The sequence below is a fragment of the Mesorhizobium sp. ES1-4 genome (assembly GCF_020164745.1).
GTDB lineage: Bacteria > Pseudomonadota > Alphaproteobacteria > Rhizobiales > Rhizobiaceae > Mesorhizobium.
Window position 1 is genome coordinate 325,241 of sequence record NZ_JAIUGV010000003.1, and the last position, 21,272, is coordinate 346,512.

The window sequence follows — 21,272 nt, forward strand, 5'->3', positions numbered from 1 at the left end:
CTCAGCGCCGTCCCGGAATGTGGGTCAGCCCGAGCGCCATGCCAGGCTGCGCCGGGCGCGCCAGAGCGGCGTCCGGAACGATGCGCGGCGGCGGCGCTGCTTCAGCCGGAAGCCCTTCGGCCTCAAGGGCATAGCGCATGTCGGCCTCCCCGATCCTGCCGGCTTCGACGACGCCCCATTCATGCCACCCGCGGCGGCGCAGTGCCGCGACGCGCAATCCCTGGCCCTCCAGCCCGACATAGAGCGAGACGAGCAGCGACAAAAGCGAGCCGGCCACACCGAGGCCAAGCCCCTCGCCAAGCATCGAAAGCACACCCATGACCACGAAGGCGAGCACGGCTTCGATCCACAGCCGGTGCCAGGCAAGCCAGAGCGGCGGCACCAGCAGGCCAAGCCAGGCGAAGCCGTCGCGGACAAAGGCCGTCGTGTCGACTTTCTCACTGCGGCCAGGCGGCTCCATCACGATATAGGCGGCCATGGAGCTATCCCTTCAAGGAACCCTTGGTGGAGGGAACCGCGTCAGGCTGGCGCGGATCGCGCTCGATTGCGGCGCGCAGCGCGCGCGCCACCGCCTTGAAGCAGGTCTCGGCGATATGATGGTTGTTGGCGCCATAATGGTTGGTGACATGCAGCGTGATGCCGGCATTCTGCGCCAGCGCCTGGAAGAATTCCCGCACCAGTTCGGTGTCGAACGTGCCGATCTTGGGCGAAGAGAACGAAACGTTCCAGACCAGGAAAGGCCTGCCCGACACGTCGATCGCCGCGCGCGTCAGGGTCTCGTCCATGGCAAGGTCGATCGAGGCGTAGCGCATGATGCCGCGCCGCTCGCCAAGCGCCTTGGTCAAGGCCTGGCCAAGCGCGATGCCGGTATCCTCGACCGTGTGGTGGTCGTCTATGTGCAGATCGCCCGTCGCCCTGACGGTCATGTCGATCAGCGAATGGCGCGAAAGCTGGTCGAGCATATGGTCGAAGAAGCCGACACCGGTGGCTATATCCGATTGGCCGGAGCCGTCGACATGGACCGACACCGAGATGTCGGTTTCCCTGGTCTTGCGGCTTGCGTCGGCGGAACGAGGCGCCATCACTCTATCCTTGTGCCAGTGGTTCAGATCGTGACCGGTTCACGGGCTTCAAGCGCTCGCGGGCTTGAAAAACGAGAGCCTTCTAGCAGCATGATCCGGCGATTGCCAGTTGCGATACCGGGCGCTATCGAGCGGTTTGCAATCATTGGCTCCATGCATACATATGGCCGATCAAAGTCACTCGTACCGCGCCAAATCGCCTTTTAGAGGGATGGCGCGAATCGGAGCAGGAAATGTCCAATGAATTGACCATGCACGCCACGACGATCGTGACCGTGCGCAAGGGCAACAAGGTGGTGATCGCCGGCGACGGCCAGGTCAGCCTTGGCCAGACCATCATGAAGGGCAACGCCCGCAAAGTGCGTCGCATCGGCAAGGACGGCAATGTGATTGCCGGTTTCGCGGGTGCGACCGCCGATGCCTTCACTCTGCTGGAGCGGCTCGAAGCCAAGCTCGAACAATATCCCGACCAGTTGACGCGCGCCTGCGTCGAGCTCGCCAAGGACTGGCGCACCGACCGCTATCTGCGCCGGCTGGAGGCGATGATGCTGGTTGCCGACAAGTCGGTTTCGCTGGCGCTGACCGGCAATGGCGATGTGCTCGAACCCGAACACGGCGTCATGGCCATTGGTTCGGGCGGCAACTACGCGCTGGCCGCGGCGCGTGCGCTGATGGACACCGACAAGGATGCCGAGGAGATCGCCCGCAAGGCGATGCAGATCGCGTCCGATATCTGCGTCTACACCAACAACAATTTCGTTGTCGAAACGCTGGATGCGGCCTGACTCGATGCGGCTTGATCAGGCCGATCATGGTCCCGAACCGCAGGACCGCGAAAGCGAAAAGTGGACGCCGGTTTTCGGAAAAGACCATGGCCAGACAAGAAAATAGCTACGATTTTCGGCCGGTGACCAAAAAGGACCTGCCGATGATCGCGGGCTGGCTGGCCGAGCCGCATGTTGCGCAATGGTGGGACGATCCCGAGACGGAAATCGCGGAGATTGCCGATCACATGGACAGCATCTCTGTCGAGCCGCTGATTGTCGAGCTCGACGGAAAGCCGATCGCTTATCTGCAGAGCTATGATCCGCATATGGAGGACGACCATCCCTACGCGGATCAGCCTTTCGGCACGCTGGGCATTGATGTCACGATCGGCCGGCCGGAACTGGTCGGCATCGGCCATGGCCCGGCGATCGTGCGCCAGTTCGTCGAAGACCTGTTCGAGGAAGGCGTGCCGCGCGTCATCATCGACCCCGACCCCGCCAATGTCAGAGCCATCCGCGCCTATGAAAAAGCCGGGTTCCGGGCCATAGATCGCAGGCAATCGATTTATGGCAACGTCGTGTTGATGGCCATCGACGCCGAAGACGCGCAGGAAGGGTAATCCAAGGCATGGTCGCATCCAGCGAGGACAAGAACCTCTCGGCCTATGAAAGCAGCTGGCGGATGGGCTTGCTGATCGTGGCCGGCCTGATCGTCGTCCAGGCCGTCACGCTCTACCTGATGGGCCATCCGCCAATCTGCACCTGCGGCTACGTCAAACTCTGGCATGGCGTGGTGAACAGTTCGGAGAACTCCCAGCATATTTCGGACTGGTACACGTTCTCGCATATCATTCATGGTTTCCTGTTCTATGCGCTGGCACGGTTCCTGTTCCCGCGTTCGCCGGTCGGCCTGAGGCTGGCATTCGCCGTCCTGATCGAGGGTGGCTGGGAGTTGCTGGAGAACAGCCCGTTCATCATCGACCGCTACCGCGCCGGCACCATCTCGCTCGATTATTACGGCGACAGCATCATCAATTCGGTGTCCGACACACTGGCCATGGTGCTGGGATTTGTGATGGCGCGAAGGTTACCTATATGGGTGATCGTCAGCCTCGCCATCCTCTTCGAACTGGGCACCGGCTATCTCATCCGGGACAATCTGACACTCAACGTGATCATGCTGCTGCATCCGTTCGAGGCCATCAAGCAGTGGCAAAGTGGAATTTAGTGATATGAGCACATTCTCCCCCCGCGAAACCGTTTCGGAACTCGACCGCTTCATCATCGGCCAGAAGGACGCCAAGCGCGCCGTGGCCATCGCCTTGCGCAACCGCTGGCGCCGCCAGCAGCTCGAAGGCCAGATGCGCGAAGAGGTGATGCCGAAGAACATCCTGATGATCGGCCCGACCGGCGTCGGCAAAACCGAGATCTCGCGTCGCTTGGCGCGGCTCGCCGGCGCGCCTTTCGTCAAGGTCGAGGCGACCAAGTTCACCGAAGTCGGCTATGTCGGCCGCGACGTCGAGCAGATCATCCGCGATCTTGTCGAGATCGCCATCGGCCTCGTGCGCGAGAAGATGCGCGAGGACGTCAAGGCGCGCGCACATGTCAACGCCGAGGAACGCGTGCTGGAAGCCCTGGTCGGCAAGACGGCAAGCCCGGCGACGCGCGACAGTTTCCGCAAGAAGCTGCGCGAGGGCGAACTCGACAACAAGGAAATCGAGATCGAGGTGGCCGACACCGGCAATGGCGGCATGCCCGGCTTCGAGATTCCCGGCATGCCCGGCGCCAATATCGGCGTGCTCAACATCAACGACATGCTGTCGAAGGCGATGGGCGGCAAGAAGACCAAGCAGCGCAAGACCACGGTGAAGGAGTCCTACGACCTGCTGGTCAGCGACGAGTCCGACAAGTTGCTCGACCAGGACGAGGTCGTGCGGCGGGCTCTCGACGCGACGGAGAATGACGGCATCGTGTTCCTCGACGAGATCGACAAGATCGCGGCCAGGTCGGACATTTCCGGCGGCCCGTCCCGCGAAGGCGTGCAGCGCGACCTGCTGCCGCTGGTCGAAGGCACGACGGTGGCGACCAAGTACGGGCCGGTGAAGACGGACCACATCCTGTTCATCGCTTCGGGTGCCTTCCATGTCTCGAAGCCATCCGACCTGCTGCCGGAACTGCAGGGCCGCCTGCCGATCCGCGTTGAGTTGCGTGCGCTGGAGAAGGAGGACTTCGTCCGCATCCTGACCGAGACCGAGGCGAGCCTCATCAAGCAGTATATCGCGCTGATGAAGACCGAAGGCGTCGAGCTCACCTTCACCGACGACGCCATCGATTCGCTCGCCGGCGTCGCCGTCGACCTCAACGCCAGCATCGAGAACATCGGCGCGCGGCGGCTGCAGACGGTGATGGAGCGGGTGCTCGACGATATCTCTTACGATGCGCCCGACCGCCACGGCACGGCCGTCACCATCGACGCCGCCTATGTCCAGAAGCATGTCGGCGACCTCTCCAGAAACACGGATCTGTCGCGATTCATCCTTTGAATGTGGGCGCCGGTGCGGTCCGGCGCTGGTTAAGGCAGTGCGGTCCCGCGACTGAACCATGTGTGGCCGGATGGTATCATCCGGCCACCTTTCGCCTCGCTGGCGGAAGGCGCGCTCTCGACTCGATTGAGAGCTTTACCTAGTTTGCCCGCAAGATCTGCAGGCGGCGGCGCATGAAAAAACTCATCCTGGTCATTCTCGGCTTGACGCTGGCGGCGACGCTGTTCGCCGCCGACGCGGCGACATTGGTGCCGGCGGGAAACCGCAATGCCGAGCAGCCCGACATTCCCGGCGCCTCCAGCCGGCGCACGCAGGCGACCAACACCACCTTCCAGGCGAAGTATCGCAAGGTCTATGCGCTGCTGCGGAACGACGCCGATCTGCGCGCCAAGATCAAGAAGGCGGCAAGCGCCTATGGCATCGACCCCATGCACATCGTCGGCGCCATCGTCGGTGAGCATACCTATAATGTCGACGCCTACGACCGGTTGCAGACCTATTACGTCAAGGCGATCTCATACCTCTCGAGCAAGCTGTCCTTCGCCTATGACGGCGAGGACGTCAGCGATTTCGTGCAGCGGCCGGAATTCAAGAAATGCGCCGCGATTTCGGACAGCTACGATCTGTGGGAATGCCGCGAACAGGTCTGGAACCATTCGTTTCGTGGCAAGACCGTCGGCGGCGAGGATTTCCCCGACAATCGTTTCGGCGCCACCTTCTTCCAGCCCTACTATGCCGGCCAGACCTTCGGCCTCGGCCAGCTCAACCCGCTGACCGCCCTGCAGATGAGCGATCTCGTGCATAAGGTGTCCGGCCTGCCGGAGCTCGACGTTTCCGATCCCAATTCAGTCTACAAGACCATCATGGATCCGGACCTGACGCTGCCCTATGTCGCGGCGACGATCAAGAAATCGATCGACGCTTACAGGAACATCGCCGGCTTCGACATTTCGGGCAATCCGGGGCTGACCGCCACGCTCTACAATGTCGGCAATCCGGAGCAGCGCGCCTATGCGCTGAAGGCCGAGAACGAAAAGCGCCGCGCCGCCGGCGAGCCGGAAAAGCTGCCGGAGGAGAACTATTACGGCTGGCTGGTCAACGACAAGTTGGACGAGCTGAAGGCGCTGTTTTAGAGTCCAGTGAAGTTCCGTGCTGCGGGGAATCGGTGTTCGCACGGCTTTCAGCGTCTACGCCGATTTCCACAATTGGCCCTACGCCGCCAGCAATGCCTTCAGCTTGATTTCAGGCGATCGCAGCGCCTCCGGGGCCGGCTTGGCCTGTTTGCCGATCAGCATCTCTGCCAGCCGGATGTCGCGGGCGACCGCATTGCCCGGGCCGATGCCGCTGGCCGCCACCAGCCTGCCGTCCTCGGTGAGGTGGAACAGGATGAAGGCGCCGGCGCCAAGGTCACGGCGCACCACCGTGCGGCCTTCGTCGGAGAGACCAGCGATCTGCAGGGACAGATCATACTGATCCGACCAGAACCACGGCACCGCCGTATGCGCCTCGCCGGCGCCAAGCATGTTCCTCGCGGCAAGAGCGCCCTGTTCCTGTGCATTGCGCCAGGCTTCCAGCCGCACGCGGCGGCCGCCATAGACAGCAAGCGGGAACGAGCAGCAATCGCCGGCGGCAAAGATGTCGGGATCGCTGCTGCGCAGTTCGGCGTCGACCGCTATGCCGTTCTCGATGGCCAGGCCGGCTTCGGCCGCGAGCCCGCTGACCGGCACGGCGCCGATGCCGATGACGGCGAGATCGGCTGATATCTCCCGGCCGCCGGCAAGCCTCACCCGCACCTCCTCGCCGTCGTCGGCGATGGAGGCGATGCCGTCCCCGCAGACCATGTCGACACCCTCGGCGACATGGGCTTCATGGATGATTTCGGCGATCTCGGCCGGAACGCCACGCATCAGGATGCGGGGCTGCGCTTCGATGACGGTGACCGCAGCGCCGAGCTTGCGGGCTGCTGCCGCAAGCTCAAGACCGATGAACCCGCCGCCAATGACGGCGATGCGGTTGCCGGCCTTGAGATGGACGCGAATGGCCAGCGCGTCGGCGAAGGTTCTGAGATAGACGCAGCGCCTGCCAAGGCCAGGCATCGGCAGCTTGCGCGGCGTCGAGCCGGTGGCCAGCAGCAGCTTGTCGTAGGGCAGTACCGAACCGTCCGACAGGCGCACCCTATGCGCCACGCGATCGATCGCCACGGCTTGGACGGAATGGACGTGCCGGATCGACTTTTCGGCCAGGACCTCGTCACTGGCGATCGCCTTGATCGCGGGTGCGTCGCCGGCCATCGCCGCCTTGGACAGGGGCGGCCTCTCATAGGGCGGATGCGGCTCGTCGCCGACCAGCGTCACCGGACCCGCATAGCCCAGTTCACGCAAGGCAAGTGCTGCCCGCCCGCCGCATTCGCCGGCTCCGATGATCACCACCCCGCGTGCCATGCCGGTCATCCGATCTGAACGAGGACTTTGCCTGCATCGACCTTGACCGGATAGGTCCTGAGGTTGACGCAGACCGGCGCTCCCCTGGCCGCGCCGGTCTTGTAGTTGAAGCGGCCATTGTGCTTGGGGCATTCGATGATCTCGTCCATCACCAGCCCGTCGGCGAGATGCACCTTCTCATGGGTGCACAAGCCGTCGGTGGCGAAATATTCGTCGTCCGGGCTGCGATAGATGGCGAAGGTGCGGCCGCCATGATCGAAGCGCATCACGTCCTCTTCATCAATGTCACCGGCGGCGCAGGCCTCGACCCAATCGCTCATTCAATCCTCCCCTGGAGATCGCGTGGCGGCGCGTGGCTATTCAGCCGCGACCGCCGCGCTGTCGTTGTGGAATTCCTCGCGGTACGGCCTGGCGGTCGCCGGCAGCTCGCGCTTGAGGAAATAGTCCTCGTTGCGCAACTGGCGGCGGAAGGCCGGGATCATCTCGCGATAGCCGGCCAGGATCGATCGCGTCGGCGCCGGCAGGTCATGCTTGATCAGTTCATGCAGCTTCGGCAGCGCATGGTAGGGCACCATAGGGAACATGTGATGTTCGACATGGTAGTTCATGTTCCAGTAGATGAAGCGGCTGATCGGGTTCATGTAGACGGTGCGGCTGTTGAGCCTATGGTCGGTGACGTTGTCGGCGAGACCGCCATGCTGCAGCAGGCCGACCATGACGTGATGCCAGGCGCCATAGAGCCTGGGCAGGCCGACCAGCATCAGGGGGAGGAACGATCCGCTGTAGAGCGCCAGCGCAATGGTCGCGGCATAGATCGCGGTCCAGATGCGGGCAATACGGATTGCTTTGGGCTGCTCCTGTTCGGGAATGAAGGTCTTCTCGGCCGCGCTGATGTTGCCGGCGGCGTTGCGAAGCATGTCCGACATCGCGCGCCAGGCATCGAGCACGCCGATAAAACCGAGGACGAGGCGCACAAGGTCCGGCGGCCGCATGACCGAGATTTCAGGATCGCGGCCGACGATGATGGTGTCGGTGTGGTGGCGCGTGTGGCTCCAGCGCCAGGTCACCGGATTGCGCATGATCATGAAGCAGGCGATCTGATAGACCGCATCATTCATCCACTGCGTGCGGAACGCCGTGCCGTGGCCGCATTCGTGCCAGCGCGAATCGGTGGACGAGCCGTAGAGCACGCCATAGGCGAAGAAGAATGGCACGCACCACCAGGTGCCCCAGAACCAGACGCCGCCGGCACCGCTGATGAGGAGGGCGGCCAGCCAGATCGCGGTGTCGCGGATCGCCGGGCCATCGGAACGCTGCATCAGTTCCTTCATCTGCTTGCGAGGGATGTCGGTGTGATACCACTCGGCCGCCGACAGGCCGTTTTCGACGGCAAGCCGGGCGTCGCGGCCGATCAGGCTGTAGTCACGCCGGGACGGCGCTGCGGTCATGATTGCCTCCCTGATCGCCAACTGGCTCCATGCTCAGAAATAGCGCCAAGCCATGATAGACTCAACATCACAAAGATAGTTTCTATCATTTCCCATCAGAATGGTGTATCGGTGCGGGCAATCGAACGAGGGCGATCATGGCGAAACGGCCGACCATCACCGATCTGGCACGCGTCTCCGGCGTCAGCGTTGCCACGGTGGACCGCGTGCTCAACAATCGCCTGCCGGTGCGCGCCGAGACCGCGCGCCGCGTCTACGAGACCGCGACCGAGATCGGCTATCACGCGGCCGGCCTGATCAAGCAGCGTATGCGCCACGAGTTGCCGGAATACCGGCTCGGCTTCCTGCTCTTGAGAGGCAATGATGTCTTCTACACGGAGTTCGCGCGGCAGCTCGAACTCGCAGTGGCGCAATCGCAGCGCTTCCGCGGCGTCGCGATCATCGACTTCGCCAGTTCGCTGACGCCAGACGAAATCGTCGAGCGCACGCGCAGGCTGGCGGCAAAATGCAGGGCCGTCGCCCTGGTCGGGCCGGATCACCCGGCGCTGACGGTCACCGTCGAGGACATGAAGGCCAGGGGATTGCCGGTCTTCTCGCTGCTGTCCGACTTCGCGGCCGGCATCCGCGAAGGCTATGTCGGCCTCGACAACCGCAAGGTCGGCCGCACCGCGGCCTGGATGATCTCAAAGGCGGCGAGGCGGCCGGGCAAGGTCGCGCTCTTCGTCGGCAGCCACCGCTTCCACGGCCACGAACTGCGCGAGATCGGCTTCCGCTCCTTCTTCCGCGAACAGGCGCCGGACTTCACCCTGCTCGAAACGTTGGTCAACCTCGAGGCCAACCAGATCACCCAGGACACGCTGCTCGACCTGCTCGGCCGCCACCCGGATCTCGTCGGCTGCTATGTCGCCGGCGGCGGCATGGAAGGCGCGGTCGCGGCGCTGAGGCAGGCCAAGCCGGCCGCGATGCCGGCGGTGGTCTGCAACGAGATATCGGCAGTCTCGCGGTCCGCCCTGGCGGATGGGGTGCTGACCATGGTGATCTCCACGCCGCTGGCGGCATTGTGCCGCGAACTGCTCGATCTCATGGCGCACGCCATCGAGACGGGCGCGGCCAACGCGCCCGGCCAGACCTTCCTGCCGTTCGACATCTACCTGCCCGAAAACATCTAGCGACCTTGGACCTTCGGCAATCGCGCCCGACGCGCATCCAAATTGACGCATTAATTGCCGCTAATATATACATGCCTGATGGACGGGGATGGGTTCGGCTACATCGCTTTTGGGAGCGATGAGTTCTATGCGCGTGGCGCGCTCTTCAGCGCCCTTCGCCTGCTTCACTATTGCCCGGGCGCCAGGATTGCTGTCCTCACCGACAGGCCCGGCATTTTCGATGGCTATCCCATCGAAACGATCGAACTCACGGCCCAGAGACAGGCTGAGATGTCCTTCGGCGATCGATACAGGTTTGGCATCAAGGCCGCCGGTATTATCGATCTGCTGCAGCGTTGCGAGCGTCTGTTCTTCATGGACACGGACATGTATCCGACCGGCGACATATCGCGATCTTTCAAAAGAATTTCAGCCCAGTCGTCCATAATGTGGCGGTGCGAAGGACGCCCGAAGGATCCCTATCGCGCGCTCGAAGGCAAGGGGCTCTCAATTGGAGGCCACATTCTGACCGGAGATGAGACGATGTGGGCGAGCGGCGTGCTTGGCGTTCATCATGATAACATTCCGGCTCTGGAGCGAGCGCACGCCGCCAGCGAGAAAGTCAGCGAAATCGTGCGTGCGCACACCCCGGAACAATTCTGTACCGGGGTCGCGTTATCACAGGATGGGCGAACCATCAGCAGACACCGGATGCCGATCGGCAATTACAATACCAGGGGAAAGAAGCTTCACGCCCGAAAGCGAATTGGAGCTTTCTTCGATCTCAACGGCAAGCTCTGTGTCGAACAGCAGGTGAGGCAGGCGGCGCGATACAGGGTCTGGAGAACGCCGCTCGATCTCTTGCTGCAGAGGGACATCTGGCATTTCTGAACGCAACGCCATCGACTGTCGACGACATCAAGGAAATGGACCCGGCGCGCCATAGCCGCCGGCAGCGGCATTCGCGCTGCAGCATCGCACGGCATCGACGCGTCGGGCAAAATCGCACGTCCGGTTTTGGAATCGCCCTTGACGCCTCCCGACGAAATGGAATAAATATTTCACCAGTCATGTATTTTGGTTCTTTCGTTCCGGAACATCTGTTTCAAACAGAGGCTTTGGCGTTCCAGCAAACGGCAGGCGCCACCCGGGGAGAGAAGACAATCGGGAGAGATTCCCCAGGCAGATCGGGGATTCCGGAGAGATCGGTGCAACCGGACACCAAAAGTGGAGGAGAGATTACAATGAAGAAACTGCTTCTGGGCGTCGCCTTCGCGGCGCTGATGAGTTCATCGGCCATGGCCGCCAAGATCGGCGTCTCGATGGCCAAATTCGACGACAATTTCCTCACCGTGCTGCGCAACGGCATGATCGAGCAGGCCAAGGGCATGAGTGGCGTCGACCTGCAGGTCGAGGATGCACAGAACGACGTCGCCAAGCAGCTCGACCAGATCAAGAACTTCGCCGCCTCGGGAGTCGACGCCATCATCGTCAACCCGGTCGACACCTCGGCCACGCAGGCGATGTCGGATGCCGCGGCAGCCGCCAAGATTCCGCTGGTCTACGTCAACCGCCAGCCGGTCAATGTCGACACGTTGCCCGACAACCAGGCTTTCGTCGCTTCCAACGAAGCCGATTCCGGCACGCTCGAAACCAAGGAAGTCTGCCGCCTGTTCAAGGAAGCCGGCAAGAAGGAAGCCAATGTCTATGTGATCATGGGCGAGCTTTCCAACCAGGCCGCCGTGCAGCGCACCAAGGACATCGACGATGTCATCGCCACGCCGGACTGCAGCTTCATCAAGATCATCGACAAGCAGACCTCGAACTGGGACCGCGACCAGGCGCAGAACCTGATGACCAACTGGCTGTCGACCGGCAAGCCGTTCGACGGCGTCATCGCCAACAATGACGAAAGCGCCATCGGCGCCATCCAGGCGATGAAGGCCGCCAACATCGACATGAAGTCGGTTGTCGTCGGCGGCGTCGACGCCACCCAGGACGCGCTTGCCGCCATGCAGGCAGGCGACCTCGACGCCACCGTGTTCCAGGACGCGGCTGGCCAGGGCGCGGGCGCGCTGGATGCGGCGCTCAAGCTCGCCAAGGGCGAGAAAGTCGAACGCAAGGTCTATGTTCCGTTCCAGCTGGTCACGCCCGCGAACATCGACAAGTTCCTGAAGAAGAACTGAGCCACGGACATACGGGCGGCGCTCTCGCGCATATGACAGCGCCGCCCTCTTTCCTCCAGCGCCTGAAAGGCGGCCCGAGGAACGACCGCGGTTGACGGAGGAAAGAAGATTGGCACAGACATCCCACGGCGTCGGCGAAGTAAGCTATGACGCCAAGAAGCGCACATGGCCGGCCGAATTCAACGTCTTCCTGGCGCTCGTCATTCTCGTCGTCGTCTTCGAACTGATCGGCCGCGTCTTTCTCGGCGACAGCTTTCTGTTCAACACCCGCAGCGACGTTTCCGGGCTCTTCAACGAGGCGCGGCTGCAGATCATCATCCTGCAGGTGTCGATCGTCGGCATCATCGCCATCGGGGTCACGCAGGTGATCATTACGGGTGGCATCGACCTGTCCTCGGGCTCGATCGTCGGCGCGACCGCCATGATCGCGATGAGCTTCGCCCAGGTCGCGACCGTCAACGGCAATCCCAACCCCAAGGCGATGTTCCTGGCGCAGGGCTGGACCGACCTGCCGGTGATCGTGCCGGTGCTGGTGGCGATCGGCTGCGGCCTGCTCGCCGGCCTGGTCAACGGCGCCCTGATCGCCTACACGCGCATCCCGCCCTTCATCGCCACGCTCGGCATGATGGTGACGGCGCGCGGCATCGCCAAATGGTGGTCCAAGGGCCAGCCGATCTCGTTTCCGACCGACAGTTTCGCGGCGATCGGCAAGGGCCTGATGCCTGTCATCATCTTCCTGTCGCTGGCCGTGCTGTTCCAGCTCATCCTGACCTACACCAGGTACGGGAAGCATTGTTACGCGATAGGCTCCAACGAGGATGCCGCGCGCATGTCGGGCATCAAGATCGCCAATCACAAGATCCTCGTCTACGTCATCGCCGGCATTCTGGCCGCGCTCGCCGCCGTGGTGCTCTCGTCCAAGAACCTCACCGCCCAGGCCGGCATGGGCGTGATGTACGAACTCGACGCCATCGCCATGGCGGTCATCGGCGGCGTCTCGCTGTCGGGCGGACGCGGCTCCATCATCGGCACGGTGATCGGCGCGCTGATCTTCGGCGTCATCATCTCCGGCTTCACCTTCCTGCGCCTCGACGCCTACTACCAGGAGATGGTCAAGGGCGTGATCATCGTCGGCGCGGTCGTTCTCGACCAGTGGCGCCAACGCATGCGGGCATTGAGGGCTTGACCATGTCGGACATCGTGCTGAAGACCGAAAACCTCACCAAGCGCTATGGCGGCGTGCATGCGCTTGAGGGCGCCAACTTCGAGCTGCGCAAGGGCGAGCATGTCGCCATCATGGGCGACAACGGCGCCGGCAAGTCGACCTTCGTGCGCCAGATCACCGCTGTCGAACAACGCACCAGCGGCCAGATCTGGTTCGACGGCAGGCAAGTGAATTTCGCCGGCCCGATCGAGGCCCGCGAGGCAGGCATCGAGACAGTGTTCCAGAACCTGGCGCTGGCCGACGATCTCGACGTGCCGTCGAACCTGTTCCTTGGCCGCGAAAAGGTGCTGTTCAATCTCGGCCCGTTCTCGATCCTCGACCGCAAATACATGCGCAAGGCGACCGAGGCGGCGCTGGTGCGCACGGCGGTGAAGATACCCAACCTCTCCAACACGATACGCCATATGTCGGGCGGTCAGCGGCAGTGCGTGGCGATTGCCAGGACGGCCACCTTCGCTTCCAAGCTGATCATCATGGACGAGCCGACGGCGGCACTCGGTGTGCAGGAGACGGCGCAGGTCGAAAACATCATCCGCACGCTGAAGGACAATGGCGAGCCGATGATCCTGATCAGCCATAACATGCGCCAAGTGTTCGACCTTTGCGACCGCATCGTGGTGTTCCGGCGCGGCCGCATCGTCGCCAATCTGCGCAAGGAGAATACCGACGGCCAGGATATCGTATCGTACATCACCGGCGCCAAGACTGGCGAGGCGGAACTCGCGGCCTAGGCGGTGGTTACCCGGCTCTAGGACGATCCGCCACACCGGGAAATAACCTTGCCACCTTTCCTCGACAGGAAGGTGCGGACACAACTCTCTCGAACCCATCCCCAAAGGACATATCCATGACTGTTCGCTTCGCCCTCCTCGGTGCCGGCCGCATCGGCAAGGTCCACGCCCGCGCCGTGGGCTCAAACCCGCAGGCAAAACTGGTCGCCGTTGCCGATGCTTTCGAGAAGGCGGCGAGCGAACTGGCGAGCGCCTATGGCGCCGAGGTGCGGACCATCGACGCCATCGAGAAATCCAATGACATCGACGCCGTCGTCATCTGTACGCCGACCGACACGCATGCCGATCTGATCGAGCGCTTCGCCAAGGCCGGCAAGGCGATCTTCTGCGAGAAGCCGATCGACCTCGACGTCAAGCGGGTGGAGAAATGCCTTGCCGTGGTCGACAAGGCCAAGGCGACGCTGATGGTCGGCTTCAACAGGCGCTTCGATCCGCATTTCGCCGCCGTGCGCAAGGCGATCGACGACGGCGCCATCGGCACGGTGGAGATGGTCACCATCACCTCGCGCGATCCCGGCGCCCCGCCGCTCGACTACATCGCGCGCTCCGGCGGCATTTTCCGTGACATGACCATCCATGATTTCGACATGGCGCGCTTCCTGCTCGGCGAGGAGCCCGTCGCGGTCAGCGCGCATGCCTCGGTGCTGGTCGACAAGAAGATCGGCGAAGCCGGCGATTTCGACTCGGTCAGCGTCATCCTCGAAACCGCGTCAGGCAAGCAGGCGGTCATCTCCAACTCGCGCCGCGCCACCTATGGCTACGACCAGCGCATCGAGGTGCATGGCTCGAAAGGCATGGTTGCGGCCGAAAACCAGCGGCCGGTGTCGATCGAATTGGCCAACGAGAAGGGCTACACCCGCCCGCCGCTGCACGACTTTTTCATGACCCGCTATCTCGACGCCTATGCCAATGAGATCGCCGCCTTCATCGCCGCTGCGACTTCAGGCAAGAAGGCGGCGCCGAGCGGCGCGGACGGCCTTGTCGCGCTGAAGCTGGCGGACGCCGCGCTGAAGTCGGCGACATCCGGCAAGACCGTGCGTCTCGACAAATAAGAACAGACCCAAGGCACAGGAGCAGGGCGATGAGCGCATCCGCCGACCGCAATTCGAACACACGCGCCATCGTCACCGGCGGTGCGCAAGGCATCGGCTTTGCCGTCGCCGAGGCGCTGGCCGACGAAGGTTGCCGCGCGCTGGCGCTGATCGGCCGCTCGCAGGAGAAGGGCGACAAGGCTGTCGCCCATTTCAAGAAATCGGGCGTCGACGCGATCTTTATCAGCGCCGACGTTTCAAAGGTGGCCGACTGCAAGCGCGCGGTCACCAACGCGCTCTCCCATTTCGGTACGATCAACGCGCTGGTCAACGCCGCCGCCACCTCGGCGCGCGGCTCGCTGGTCGAGACCAGCGAAGAGCTGTTCGATCAGATCTTCGACACCAATGTGCGCGGCCCGTTTTTCCTGATGCAGGGCGTGGTGGCGCATCTGCTGCAGAAGAAGACCCCAGGCTCGATCGTCAACGTGCTGTCGATGTCGGCGCATACCGGCCAGTCCTTCCTGACGCCCTATTCGACCAGCAAGGGCGCACTGATGACGCTGACCAAGAACGTCGCCAACGCCTATCGCTTCAACCGCATCCGCTGCAACGCCGTGCTGCCGGGCTGGATGGACACCGAAGGCGAGGACATCGTCCAGAAGAAATGGCACGACGCGCCCGACGACTGGCTGGCGAAGGCCGAGGCGGCGCAGCCAATGGGCCAGTTGGTCAAGCCGGACCAGCTCGCGCGGCTGATCAGCTACATGGTCAGCCCGCAATCGGGCGTCATGACCGGATCGCTGGTCGACTACGACCAGAGCGTCGCGGGTTCATCGCCGGAGTAGGTTCATGCGAGCAGTTTTCGGCATCATGCTTTAGCACCTATCGTAGGTCGGTCTTTGTGAAATCCTGACCGGTGTAGAGCAAAGCCAAATTATATGCCTTGCAACAGGCATAGGAAAAGCAATCGCCCATGTTGAGCTGCGCCGGCGAATTGACACCCTTGCCGTGGCTGCGCGCCGCTTCGACAGCGAGCCGCCCGACCTCGGCCGAAATGAGGACCTCGCCCACTCCCAAATCCTGTACGAAACGGTCAACGGCGGCATTCGCCTTTGTGATTGCCGCCGGTTCTACGGGTGAAGGCAGGGGGGTCTTTGAACGCGCCAAGGCCATTGAGGTCTCGAAACGAACGACCGCCGAAATGAAGAAAGGCCCGCCGTGGGCATCCATCCGGGCGGCGAGTTCTCCTGCCGTCGGCTCCGGGCGTAACAGCGCGACAACTGCCGACGCGTCAATGAACAAGCTCATAGCCCGCCTGAAAGCTCGTCCGAATAGGCTTTCATATCGAAGTCAGGATTATCCGCTCCGATTTCGCCAGCCATTCTGACCGCCTCCGCCAAGCGCTCCGACACAGATTGGACACTGCGGGCGCGCTCGATTTCATGCGTCAGAGCGCGGCGAACCGCCTCGACCTTGCTCGGCGCCTTTGTGAGGCGCTGCACCTCAAGGACCAACCGGTCGATATGCGTTCTTACATATTTATACAAGACTGCCATCGGATGCGTGACATCCAACGCGACTTCAGCTATATGCCCACTCATGATCAACCTGACCGCCACGTATTGGTACTTTAGCAGCTCGCTGGCGGCGGGAGGATTGCGCTCGATCTGAAGATTGCAGCACCAAGTCCGAACAGCCGCCAGATCTGGCGGCTTTTTTGTTTCAGCCGGCAGGTCTCCCAAAACATAGTTTTACGCAATTCCGGACGGAAAACCGCTACGCACCTTTCCTGGAATTGCTCTAACAGGAGCAGAAAGCCGTGTTGACCACCACAGACGACCTTCGGGTCAAGGAAATCAGAGAACTGAGCACGCCGGACCAGGTGATGCGGGAGATCCCGCGCACGCTGACGGCAACGCGCACCGTCAGCGCGTCACGCAATGCCATCCACGCTGTCTTGAACGGGACCGACGACAGGCTGCTCGTCATCGTCGGCCCTTGTTCCATCCACGATCCGGTCGCGGCCGTCGACTATGCCAGCCGTCTGGCGGCGCTGCGCGAGGCCCTGGCCGACCGGCTCGAGATCGTGATGCGGGTTTATTTCGAGAAGCCGCGCACCACGGTCGGCTGGAAGGGGCTGATCAACGATCCGGATCTCGACGGCAGCTTCAACATCGACAAGGGGCTGCGGATGGCGCGCAACGTGCTGTCCGCCGTCAACAATCTCGGCCTGCCGGCGGCGACCGAATTCCTCGACATGACGACGCCGCAATATATTGCCGACCTCGTCGCCTGGGGCGCCATCGGCGCGCGCACGACCGAGAGCCAGATCCACCGCGAATTGGCGTCGGGCCTCTCCTGCCCGGTCGGCTTCAAGAACGGCACCGACGGCAATCTCAGGATCGCCGGCGAGGCGGTGAAGTCGGCCGCCCAGCCGCATCATTTCATGGCGGTGACCAAGGGCGGACGCAGCGGCATCGCAACGACCACGGGCAACGAGGATTGCCATGTCATCCTGCGTGGCGGTGTTCAGCCCAACTACGACGCGGCAAGCGTCGAGGCCGCATCCGTCGAACTCGCCCGCATCGGTATCGCGCCCCGTCTGATGATCGACGTCAGCCACGCCAACTCGGCCAAGAAGCCCGAGAACCAGCCGAAAGTGGCGGCCGACGTGGCAGGCCAGCTGGCGGCGGGCGACGAGCGCATCATCGGCATCATGATCGAGAGCAATCTCGTCGCCGGCCGGCAGGACGTTGTGGCAGGCATGCCGCTGGTCTACGGCCAGAGCATCACCGACGGCTGCATCGACTGGGCGACCACCGAGACCGTGCTGCACGGGCTTGCCGGCGCCGTCGAATGGCGCCGCTCGGCACGCCGCGCCATGCTGGAAAGCCGGCAGGGCGCTGCCTGACACGGCCGTGTCTGCAAAGAAAGGGCGGTGGTCGCCGGATTCGGACCGGACTCACGCCGCCCTCAAACCTTCCCAGGCGGTGAACAGCGCGACGGCGAACAGCAGCAGGCCGGCGGCGCGGCCTGCAAAAGCCGTGGCGCGAGGATTGGCGACCAGCAAGTCCCGGCTCCGGCCGGCGGTAATCGCGAGCCCGCCATAGATGGCGAACTGCGTAAGGACCGTAAGCAGCCCCATAATGGTCGCTTGCGCCCAGATCGGGCCGTAAGCCGGTTTGAGGAACTGCGGATAGACAGCCAACACGAAGAGATAGGCTTTCGGATTGATCAGGCAGGTCACGGCGCCCTGGCGGAAGGCTTTCCATGCCGAGCGGCTGCCGGTTGGCCCGTGATTGTCGACCGTGATGGAGCTGCGCATCAAGGTGATGCCGATAAAAGCCATGTAGGCGGCGCCGGCAATCAGCAATGGCGTGAACAGGATCGGCACGAAATGCATCAGCAGGCCAACGCCGACCGCGCCATTCAACGTATGGACCAGGCCGCCCAGCATGATCCCGCCGGTTGCCGCAAGCCCCCGGTTGATGCCGCCGGTAAGCGCATTGGCAAGCACGAACAGCATGTCCATTCCGGGCACGATGATGATGCCGAACAGGAGCAGAAAGAAAAGCCAGAGATTGAGCGCGTAGTCCATGTCAGTTGCCTGTCAGCCTTCCCGGCAATCCATTGAGGAAGCCGTTGATTTTCATGCCAATAGGCAGTCCTATAGGTCAGCCCAACTGACGATGGTGTGTCAGTAGCGAACGGGAACCGAGTAAAAAATGCGCAAGGCCTCGCGCCTGTTCGAGATCATCCAGATCCTGCGGCTGGCCAGGAAGCCGGTGACGGCGGCTATAATGGCCGGGCAGCTGGAAGTGACGATACGCTCGATCTATCGCGACATCGCGGCCCTGCAGGCGATGCGTGTCCCGATCGAGGGCGGCCGTGGCATCGGCTACATCCTGCGCCCCGGCTTCGACCTGCCGCCGCTGATGTTCTCGATCGAGGAGATGGAGGCGATCGTGCTGTCGCTGGCGTTGCTCGAGCGCACGGGAGACGACGAGCTCAAACAGGCGGCCAAGCGCGTCGGCGCCAAAATCGCCGGCGCGGTGCCCCCGCCCTTGCGCCAGACGCTCGACGCCAATGCCTTGCATGCCTGGGGCTTTGCCGCGCCCGCCGCCGGCGCGATCGACCTGGCGCTGGTGCGCCGCGCCATCCGCGACGAGAAAAAGCTCGACCTTTCCTACCGCGACGAACGAGGCCGGCCTACGACACGCCTGATCCGCCCAATCGCGCTGATCTACTATGCCGAGACCGCCAACATCGTCGCCTGGTGCGAGCTGCGCCAGGCGATCCGCAATTTCCGCAGCGACCGCATCGAGGATTGCCGGCCGACCGGCTTATGGTTCAAGGGCGAAGGCGACCGCTTGCGGCAGGTCTGGGTCAATGGCTGGGAAACGAATGCGGTTGTCGGCGGCTGACTGTTACCTCACCTCCACCCAGCGCTTTTGCTCATATGAACGCGCCATGGCATGCACGGTGCGCTCGATCTCCAGCCCTTCGGCGAACTCGATGAGCCGGGCGGGCTCGCCGGCGAGCCGCGTCAGCAATTCGCGGCACTCGATGATCTTGAGGTCGTTGAAGCCGAGGCCATGGCCGGGCGCCGGCAGGAAGGCATCATAGGGCCTGTGATGCGGCGCCACCAGGATGGTGCGATAGCCCTGTTCGGTCGGCCGGTCCGATGTGAGGTAGAGCTGGAATTCGTTCATGCGCTCCTGGTCGAACAGGATCGACCCCTTGGAGCCGAAGATCTGGATGGCGATGCGGCCCTTGCGGCCCCAGGCCGAACGGTTGACCTGAAGCGTGCCGGCAATGCCGTTTTCCAGGCGCATCAGCACGCTGGCGATGTCGTAGGTTTCGACCGCGCGGCGCCCGCCTGATGCCAGCTTGCGGTCGGCATAGGGCTTGGCCATGTCGCAGATGACGCTGGCGACACGTCCGAACAGCACCGAGACCAGCGACAGCGGATGCACGGCGAAATCGTCGAGCGCGCCGTAGCCGGAAGCGGCTTCGTGCTTCCAGAAGAACAGCGCCTCCGGATCGGCCATGAAATCCTCGTCCATCTCAATGCGCAGATGGTTGACATCGCCGATGATCTTTTCCTCCAGCAACGCGCCGATGTGGCGTATGGCCGGACTCTGGATGTAGTTGTATCCAAGAGCGGCGACCTTGCCTGATGTCTTGGCCGCGGCCGCCATCGCCTCGGCCTCGGCAAAGCTCGGCGCCATCGGCTTTTCGCACCACAGATGCTTGCCGGCTTCGAGGACGGCGATGGCCATTTCCGGATGGAACTGGTTGGGCGTGGTCAGCGAGACGATATCGACCTCCGGGTCGTTGACGACGGCGCGCCAGTCGCCGGAGGCCTTGGCGAAGCCGAACTCGCCGGCCTTGCGCCTGGCGAGATCCTCATTGACCTCGCCGAGATGGACGAGCCGCGGCTTGGCCACGTCGGGGAAGACGGCGCCGACGGCGCTCCACGCGATGGCATGGCATTTTCCCATGAAGCCCGTGCCGATAAGACCTACGCCAACCATCCGCGATTTCTCCATTGCCGGAAGTGCCGATTGGATGAATTAGTCCATTTTTCCCCGGAATGGAATGTCTGCCTCATTTTTTATGGCGTTCTTGCGCAGGCTCGCTATGATGGGGCAGAGAGGACGCCTCACGGATGAGCTTGGACGGGCCGACGATGGACGAACGAGTACCTCGCGACTTCGAGACACTGCGCGCCACGATCCTGGACCGGCGCGACAGCCTGCCCAAGCGTATCGCCCAGGTCGCCGCCTATGCGCTCGACAATCCCGACGACATCGCCTTCGGTACTGCTGCCAGCATCGCCGCTTCGGCCGGCGTGCAGCCGTCGACGCTGATCCGCTTTGCCCAGCAACTCGGTTTCGACGGCTTCACCAGCCTGCAGCAGGTGTTCCGCGAACGGCTGCGCGAGCGCAACTCTTCCTATGACGAGCGGTTGCAGGCGCTGCGCGCCAAGGCAGATGCCGGCGCCGGCCACCGGGCAATCTTCGACGGGTTCGTCGCCGCTGCCAGCACCTCGCTCAACGACATTTCCCGCACGCTCGATGACGCGCATCTGGAAGACGCGATTTCGCTGCTGGCCAAGGCGCAGACCATCTTTGTGCTGGCCAAGCGGCGCTCCTATCCGGTGGCGACCTACATCGCCTACGCGCTTGGCAAACTGAAGATACGCAACCAGCTGATCGAATCGGCCGCCGGCCTGAATGCCGAGATGGTCGCCTTCGCCACCCCGGCCGACGCCGTCATCGCCATCAGCTTCTCACCTTACGCGCCGGCCACGATCGAGGAGGCGCGCGCCATTTCCGAGCAAGGCGTCCCGATCGTCGCCATAACCGACAGCTCGTTTTCGCCGCTCGCCCAGTTCGCCAGTGTCTGGTTCGAGGTTGCCGAGGCCGACTTCGCCGGTTTCCGCTCGCTGTCGGCGACGATGGCGCTGGCCATGGCGCTGACCGTCGGCGTCGGCGAGAAGCGGCGTGACGCCAGTCGCAAGCGCAAGGCCTGATCGCGCCCTCACAAGGCAATTTCAATCGGGGAATGCTCATTCCATATTGACTATGGATTGGAATTATTATTT

At 63.0% G+C, this 21,272-nt stretch carries 24 protein-coding genes; 15 read left to right on the plus strand and 9 right to left on the minus strand.

All coding sequences use genetic code 11. The features are described 5' to 3' along the window. Position 1: 1 nt before the first annotated feature. Positions 2 to 478, minus strand: coding sequence for a DUF2628 domain-containing protein (locus LB556_RS07510; RefSeq protein ID WP_224565627.1), 477 nt, complete (start codon positions 476 to 478; stop codon positions 2 to 4). A 4-nt stretch (positions 479 to 482) separates the two neighbouring features. Continuing rightward, a complete protein-coding gene (gene hisB / locus LB556_RS07515) occupies positions 483 to 1,082 on the minus strand; it encodes an imidazoleglycerol-phosphate dehydratase HisB (RefSeq protein WP_224565629.1) in 600 nt (199 codons plus the stop codon). Positions 1,083 to 1,315: 233 nt separating this feature from the next. Between hisB and hslV the strand changes: the two genes are divergently transcribed. The 5 genes from hslV (at position 1,316) to LB556_RS07540 (ending at position 5,525) form a co-directional block, all read left to right on the plus strand. After that, on the plus strand, positions 1,316 to 1,867 hold the full coding sequence (gene hslV, locus LB556_RS07520; RefSeq protein WP_224565631.1) for an ATP-dependent protease subunit HslV: 552 nt from the start codon (positions 1,316 to 1,318) through the stop codon (positions 1,865 to 1,867). Between the two features lie 86 nt (positions 1,868 to 1,953). Continuing rightward, a complete protein-coding gene (locus tag LB556_RS07525) occupies positions 1,954 to 2,469 on the plus strand; it encodes a GNAT family N-acetyltransferase (RefSeq protein ID WP_224565633.1) in 516 nt (171 codons plus the stop codon). Positions 2,470 to 2,477: 8 nt separating this feature from the next. After that, positions 2,478 to 3,077, plus strand: coding sequence for a DUF2585 domain-containing protein (locus LB556_RS07530; RefSeq protein ID WP_224565636.1), 600 nt, complete (start codon positions 2,478 to 2,480; stop codon positions 3,075 to 3,077). A gap of 4 nt (positions 3,078 to 3,081) precedes the next feature. Continuing rightward, a complete protein-coding gene (hslU, locus tag LB556_RS07535; RefSeq protein WP_224565638.1) occupies positions 3,082 to 4,392 on the plus strand; it encodes an ATP-dependent protease ATPase subunit HslU in 1,311 nt (436 codons plus the stop codon). Positions 4,393 to 4,565: 173 nt separating this feature from the next. Then, on the plus strand, positions 4,566 to 5,525 hold the full coding sequence (locus LB556_RS07540; RefSeq protein WP_224565640.1) for a DUF1402 family protein: 960 nt from the start codon (positions 4,566 to 4,568) through the stop codon (positions 5,523 to 5,525). A gap of 78 nt (positions 5,526 to 5,603) precedes the next feature. Here LB556_RS07540 and LB556_RS07545 read toward each other — a convergent pair whose 3' ends face one another. From LB556_RS07545 to LB556_RS07555, 3 genes are read right to left on the minus strand one after another with little or no spacing between them, the layout of a single operon-like run. Beyond that, complete coding sequence (locus tag LB556_RS07545; protein WP_224565642.1) at positions 5,604 to 6,842, minus strand: NAD(P)/FAD-dependent oxidoreductase; 1,239 nt, start codon at positions 6,840 to 6,842, stop codon at positions 5,604 to 5,606. Then, on the minus strand, positions 6,839 to 7,153 hold the full coding sequence (locus LB556_RS07550) for a MocE family 2Fe-2S type ferredoxin (RefSeq protein WP_224565644.1): 315 nt from the start codon (positions 7,151 to 7,153) through the stop codon (positions 6,839 to 6,841). The genes LB556_RS07545 and LB556_RS07550 overlap by 4 nt, the downstream gene beginning before the upstream one ends. 36 nt (positions 7,154 to 7,189) lie before the next feature. After that, positions 7,190 to 8,281, minus strand: a complete 1,092-nt coding sequence (locus LB556_RS07555; RefSeq protein ID WP_224565647.1) for a fatty acid desaturase family protein — start codon at positions 8,279 to 8,281, stop codon at positions 7,190 to 7,192. A gap of 137 nt (positions 8,282 to 8,418) precedes the next feature. Here LB556_RS07555 and LB556_RS07560 point away from each other — a divergent pair, with 137 nt between their 5' ends. From LB556_RS07560 to LB556_RS07590, 7 genes are all read left to right on the plus strand, one after another. Continuing rightward, complete coding sequence (locus LB556_RS07560; RefSeq protein ID WP_224565648.1) at positions 8,419 to 9,450, plus strand: LacI family DNA-binding transcriptional regulator; 1,032 nt, start codon at positions 8,419 to 8,421, stop codon at positions 9,448 to 9,450. A 270-nt stretch (positions 9,451 to 9,720) separates the two neighbouring features. Then, positions 9,721 to 10,320 carry a hypothetical protein gene (locus LB556_RS07565; protein WP_224565649.1) on the plus strand — a complete coding sequence of 200 codons (600 nt, stop codon included), beginning with the start codon at positions 9,721 to 9,723 and terminating at the stop codon, positions 10,318 to 10,320. Positions 10,321 to 10,673: 353 nt separating this feature from the next. After that, complete coding sequence (locus LB556_RS07570) at positions 10,674 to 11,615, plus strand: sugar ABC transporter substrate-binding protein (RefSeq protein ID WP_224565651.1); 942 nt, start codon at positions 10,674 to 10,676, stop codon at positions 11,613 to 11,615. Positions 11,616 to 11,724: 109 nt separating this feature from the next. Next, positions 11,725 to 12,801 carry an ABC transporter permease gene (locus LB556_RS07575; protein ID WP_224565653.1) on the plus strand — a complete coding sequence of 359 codons (1,077 nt, stop codon included), beginning with the start codon at positions 11,725 to 11,727 and terminating at the stop codon, positions 12,799 to 12,801. 2 nt (positions 12,802 to 12,803) lie between these two features. Continuing rightward, positions 12,804 to 13,571 (plus strand): ATP-binding cassette domain-containing protein, encoded by a 768-nt coding sequence (locus LB556_RS07580; RefSeq protein WP_224565655.1) that lies wholly within the window; start codon positions 12,804 to 12,806, stop codon positions 13,569 to 13,571. A 116-nt stretch (positions 13,572 to 13,687) separates the two neighbouring features. Continuing rightward, positions 13,688 to 14,683, plus strand: a complete 996-nt coding sequence (gene iolG, locus LB556_RS07585) for an inositol 2-dehydrogenase (protein ID WP_224565657.1) — start codon at positions 13,688 to 13,690, stop codon at positions 14,681 to 14,683. 29 nt (positions 14,684 to 14,712) lie between these two features. Continuing rightward, the gene (locus LB556_RS07590; protein ID WP_224565659.1) at positions 14,713 to 15,507 is read left to right on the plus strand and encodes an SDR family oxidoreductase; all 795 of its coding nucleotides are present in this window, start codon (positions 14,713 to 14,715) and stop codon (positions 15,505 to 15,507) included. A 37-nt stretch (positions 15,508 to 15,544) separates the two neighbouring features. Here the strand turns inward: LB556_RS07590 and LB556_RS07595 are convergent, their stop codons facing one another. Both LB556_RS07595 and LB556_RS07600 read right to left on the minus strand, forming a co-directional pair. Then, positions 15,545 to 15,970 carry a type II toxin-antitoxin system VapC family toxin gene (locus LB556_RS07595; RefSeq protein WP_224565661.1) on the minus strand — a complete coding sequence of 142 codons (426 nt, stop codon included), beginning with the start codon at positions 15,968 to 15,970 and terminating at the stop codon, positions 15,545 to 15,547. After that, positions 15,967 to 16,404 (minus strand): type II toxin-antitoxin system VapB family antitoxin, encoded by a 438-nt coding sequence (locus LB556_RS07600; RefSeq protein ID WP_224565663.1) that lies wholly within the window; start codon positions 16,402 to 16,404, stop codon positions 15,967 to 15,969. The genes LB556_RS07595 and LB556_RS07600 overlap by 4 nt, the downstream gene beginning before the upstream one ends. A gap of 77 nt (positions 16,405 to 16,481) precedes the next feature. Between LB556_RS07600 and LB556_RS07605 the strand changes: the two genes are divergently transcribed. Then, entirely contained in the window at positions 16,482 to 17,573 is a 1,092-nt protein-coding gene (locus LB556_RS07605) for a 3-deoxy-7-phosphoheptulonate synthase (protein WP_224565665.1), read from the plus strand. Between the two features lie 51 nt (positions 17,574 to 17,624). On the opposite strand, the gene LB556_RS07610 is transcribed toward LB556_RS07605, so the two are convergent. Continuing rightward, a complete protein-coding gene (locus LB556_RS07610; RefSeq protein ID WP_224565668.1) occupies positions 17,625 to 18,260 on the minus strand; it encodes a LysE family translocator in 636 nt (211 codons plus the stop codon). A gap of 127 nt (positions 18,261 to 18,387) precedes the next feature. On the opposite strand from LB556_RS07610, the gene LB556_RS07615 reads away from it, so the two are divergent. Beyond that, on the plus strand, positions 18,388 to 19,086 hold the full coding sequence (locus LB556_RS07615; protein ID WP_224565670.1) for a helix-turn-helix transcriptional regulator: 699 nt from the start codon (positions 18,388 to 18,390) through the stop codon (positions 19,084 to 19,086). Positions 19,087 to 19,089: 3 nt separating this feature from the next. Here LB556_RS07615 and LB556_RS07620 read toward each other — a convergent pair whose 3' ends face one another. Further along, complete coding sequence (locus tag LB556_RS07620) at positions 19,090 to 20,199, minus strand: Gfo/Idh/MocA family protein (RefSeq protein WP_224565672.1); 1,110 nt, start codon at positions 20,197 to 20,199, stop codon at positions 19,090 to 19,092. Between the two features lie 155 nt (positions 20,200 to 20,354). Here LB556_RS07620 and LB556_RS07625 point away from each other — a divergent pair, with 155 nt between their 5' ends. Further along, the gene (locus tag LB556_RS07625; protein ID WP_224565970.1) at positions 20,355 to 21,200 is read left to right on the plus strand and encodes a MurR/RpiR family transcriptional regulator; all 846 of its coding nucleotides are present in this window, start codon (positions 20,355 to 20,357) and stop codon (positions 21,198 to 21,200) included. The last annotated feature ends 72 nt before the right edge of the window (positions 21,201 to 21,272 follow it).

Coding starts and splice junctions, on each gene's coding strand:
- LB556_RS07545 (WP_224565642.1), bottom strand. CDS start 6,842: ATGACCGGCATGGCACGCGGGGTGGTGATCATCGGAGCCGGCGAATGC.
- hisB (WP_224565629.1), bottom strand. CDS start 1,082: ATGGCGCCTCGTTCCGCCGACGCAAGCCGCAAGACCAGGGAAACCGAC.
- LB556_RS07525 (WP_224565633.1), top strand. CDS start 1,954: ATGGCCAGACAAGAAAATAGCTACGATTTTCGGCCGGTGACCAAAAAG.
- LB556_RS07560 (WP_224565648.1), top strand. CDS start 8,419: ATGGCGAAACGGCCGACCATCACCGATCTGGCACGCGTCTCCGGCGTC.
- hslU (WP_224565638.1), top strand. CDS start 3,082: ATGAGCACATTCTCCCCCCGCGAAACCGTTTCGGAACTCGACCGCTTC.
- LB556_RS07615 (WP_224565670.1), top strand. CDS start 18,388: ATGCGCAAGGCCTCGCGCCTGTTCGAGATCATCCAGATCCTGCGGCTG.
- LB556_RS07530 (WP_224565636.1), top strand. CDS start 2,478: ATGGTCGCATCCAGCGAGGACAAGAACCTCTCGGCCTATGAAAGCAGC.
- LB556_RS07570 (WP_224565651.1), top strand. CDS start 10,674: ATGAAGAAACTGCTTCTGGGCGTCGCCTTCGCGGCGCTGATGAGTTCA.
- LB556_RS07550 (WP_224565644.1), bottom strand. CDS start 7,153: ATGAGCGATTGGGTCGAGGCCTGCGCCGCCGGTGACATTGATGAAGAG.
- LB556_RS07620 (WP_224565672.1), bottom strand. CDS start 20,199: ATGGTTGGCGTAGGTCTTATCGGCACGGGCTTCATGGGAAAATGCCAT.
- LB556_RS07590 (WP_224565659.1), top strand. CDS start 14,713: ATGAGCGCATCCGCCGACCGCAATTCGAACACACGCGCCATCGTCACC.
- iolG (WP_224565657.1), top strand. CDS start 13,688: ATGACTGTTCGCTTCGCCCTCCTCGGTGCCGGCCGCATCGGCAAGGTC.
- LB556_RS07540 (WP_224565640.1), top strand. CDS start 4,566: ATGAAAAAACTCATCCTGGTCATTCTCGGCTTGACGCTGGCGGCGACG.
- hslV (WP_224565631.1), top strand. CDS start 1,316: ATGTCCAATGAATTGACCATGCACGCCACGACGATCGTGACCGTGCGC.
- LB556_RS07595 (WP_224565661.1), bottom strand. CDS start 15,970: ATGAGCTTGTTCATTGACGCGTCGGCAGTTGTCGCGCTGTTACGCCCG.
- LB556_RS07610 (WP_224565668.1), bottom strand. CDS start 18,260: ATGGACTACGCGCTCAATCTCTGGCTTTTCTTTCTGCTCCTGTTCGGC.
- LB556_RS07625 (WP_224565970.1), top strand. CDS start 20,355: ATGGACGAACGAGTACCTCGCGACTTCGAGACACTGCGCGCCACGATC.
- LB556_RS07555 (WP_224565647.1), bottom strand. CDS start 8,281: ATGACCGCAGCGCCGTCCCGGCGTGACTACAGCCTGATCGGCCGCGAC.
- LB556_RS07565 (WP_224565649.1), top strand. CDS start 9,721: ATGTCCTTCGGCGATCGATACAGGTTTGGCATCAAGGCCGCCGGTATT.
- LB556_RS07510 (WP_224565627.1), bottom strand. CDS start 478: ATGGCCGCCTATATCGTGATGGAGCCGCCTGGCCGCAGTGAGAAAGTC.
- LB556_RS07580 (WP_224565655.1), top strand. CDS start 12,804: ATGTCGGACATCGTGCTGAAGACCGAAAACCTCACCAAGCGCTATGGC.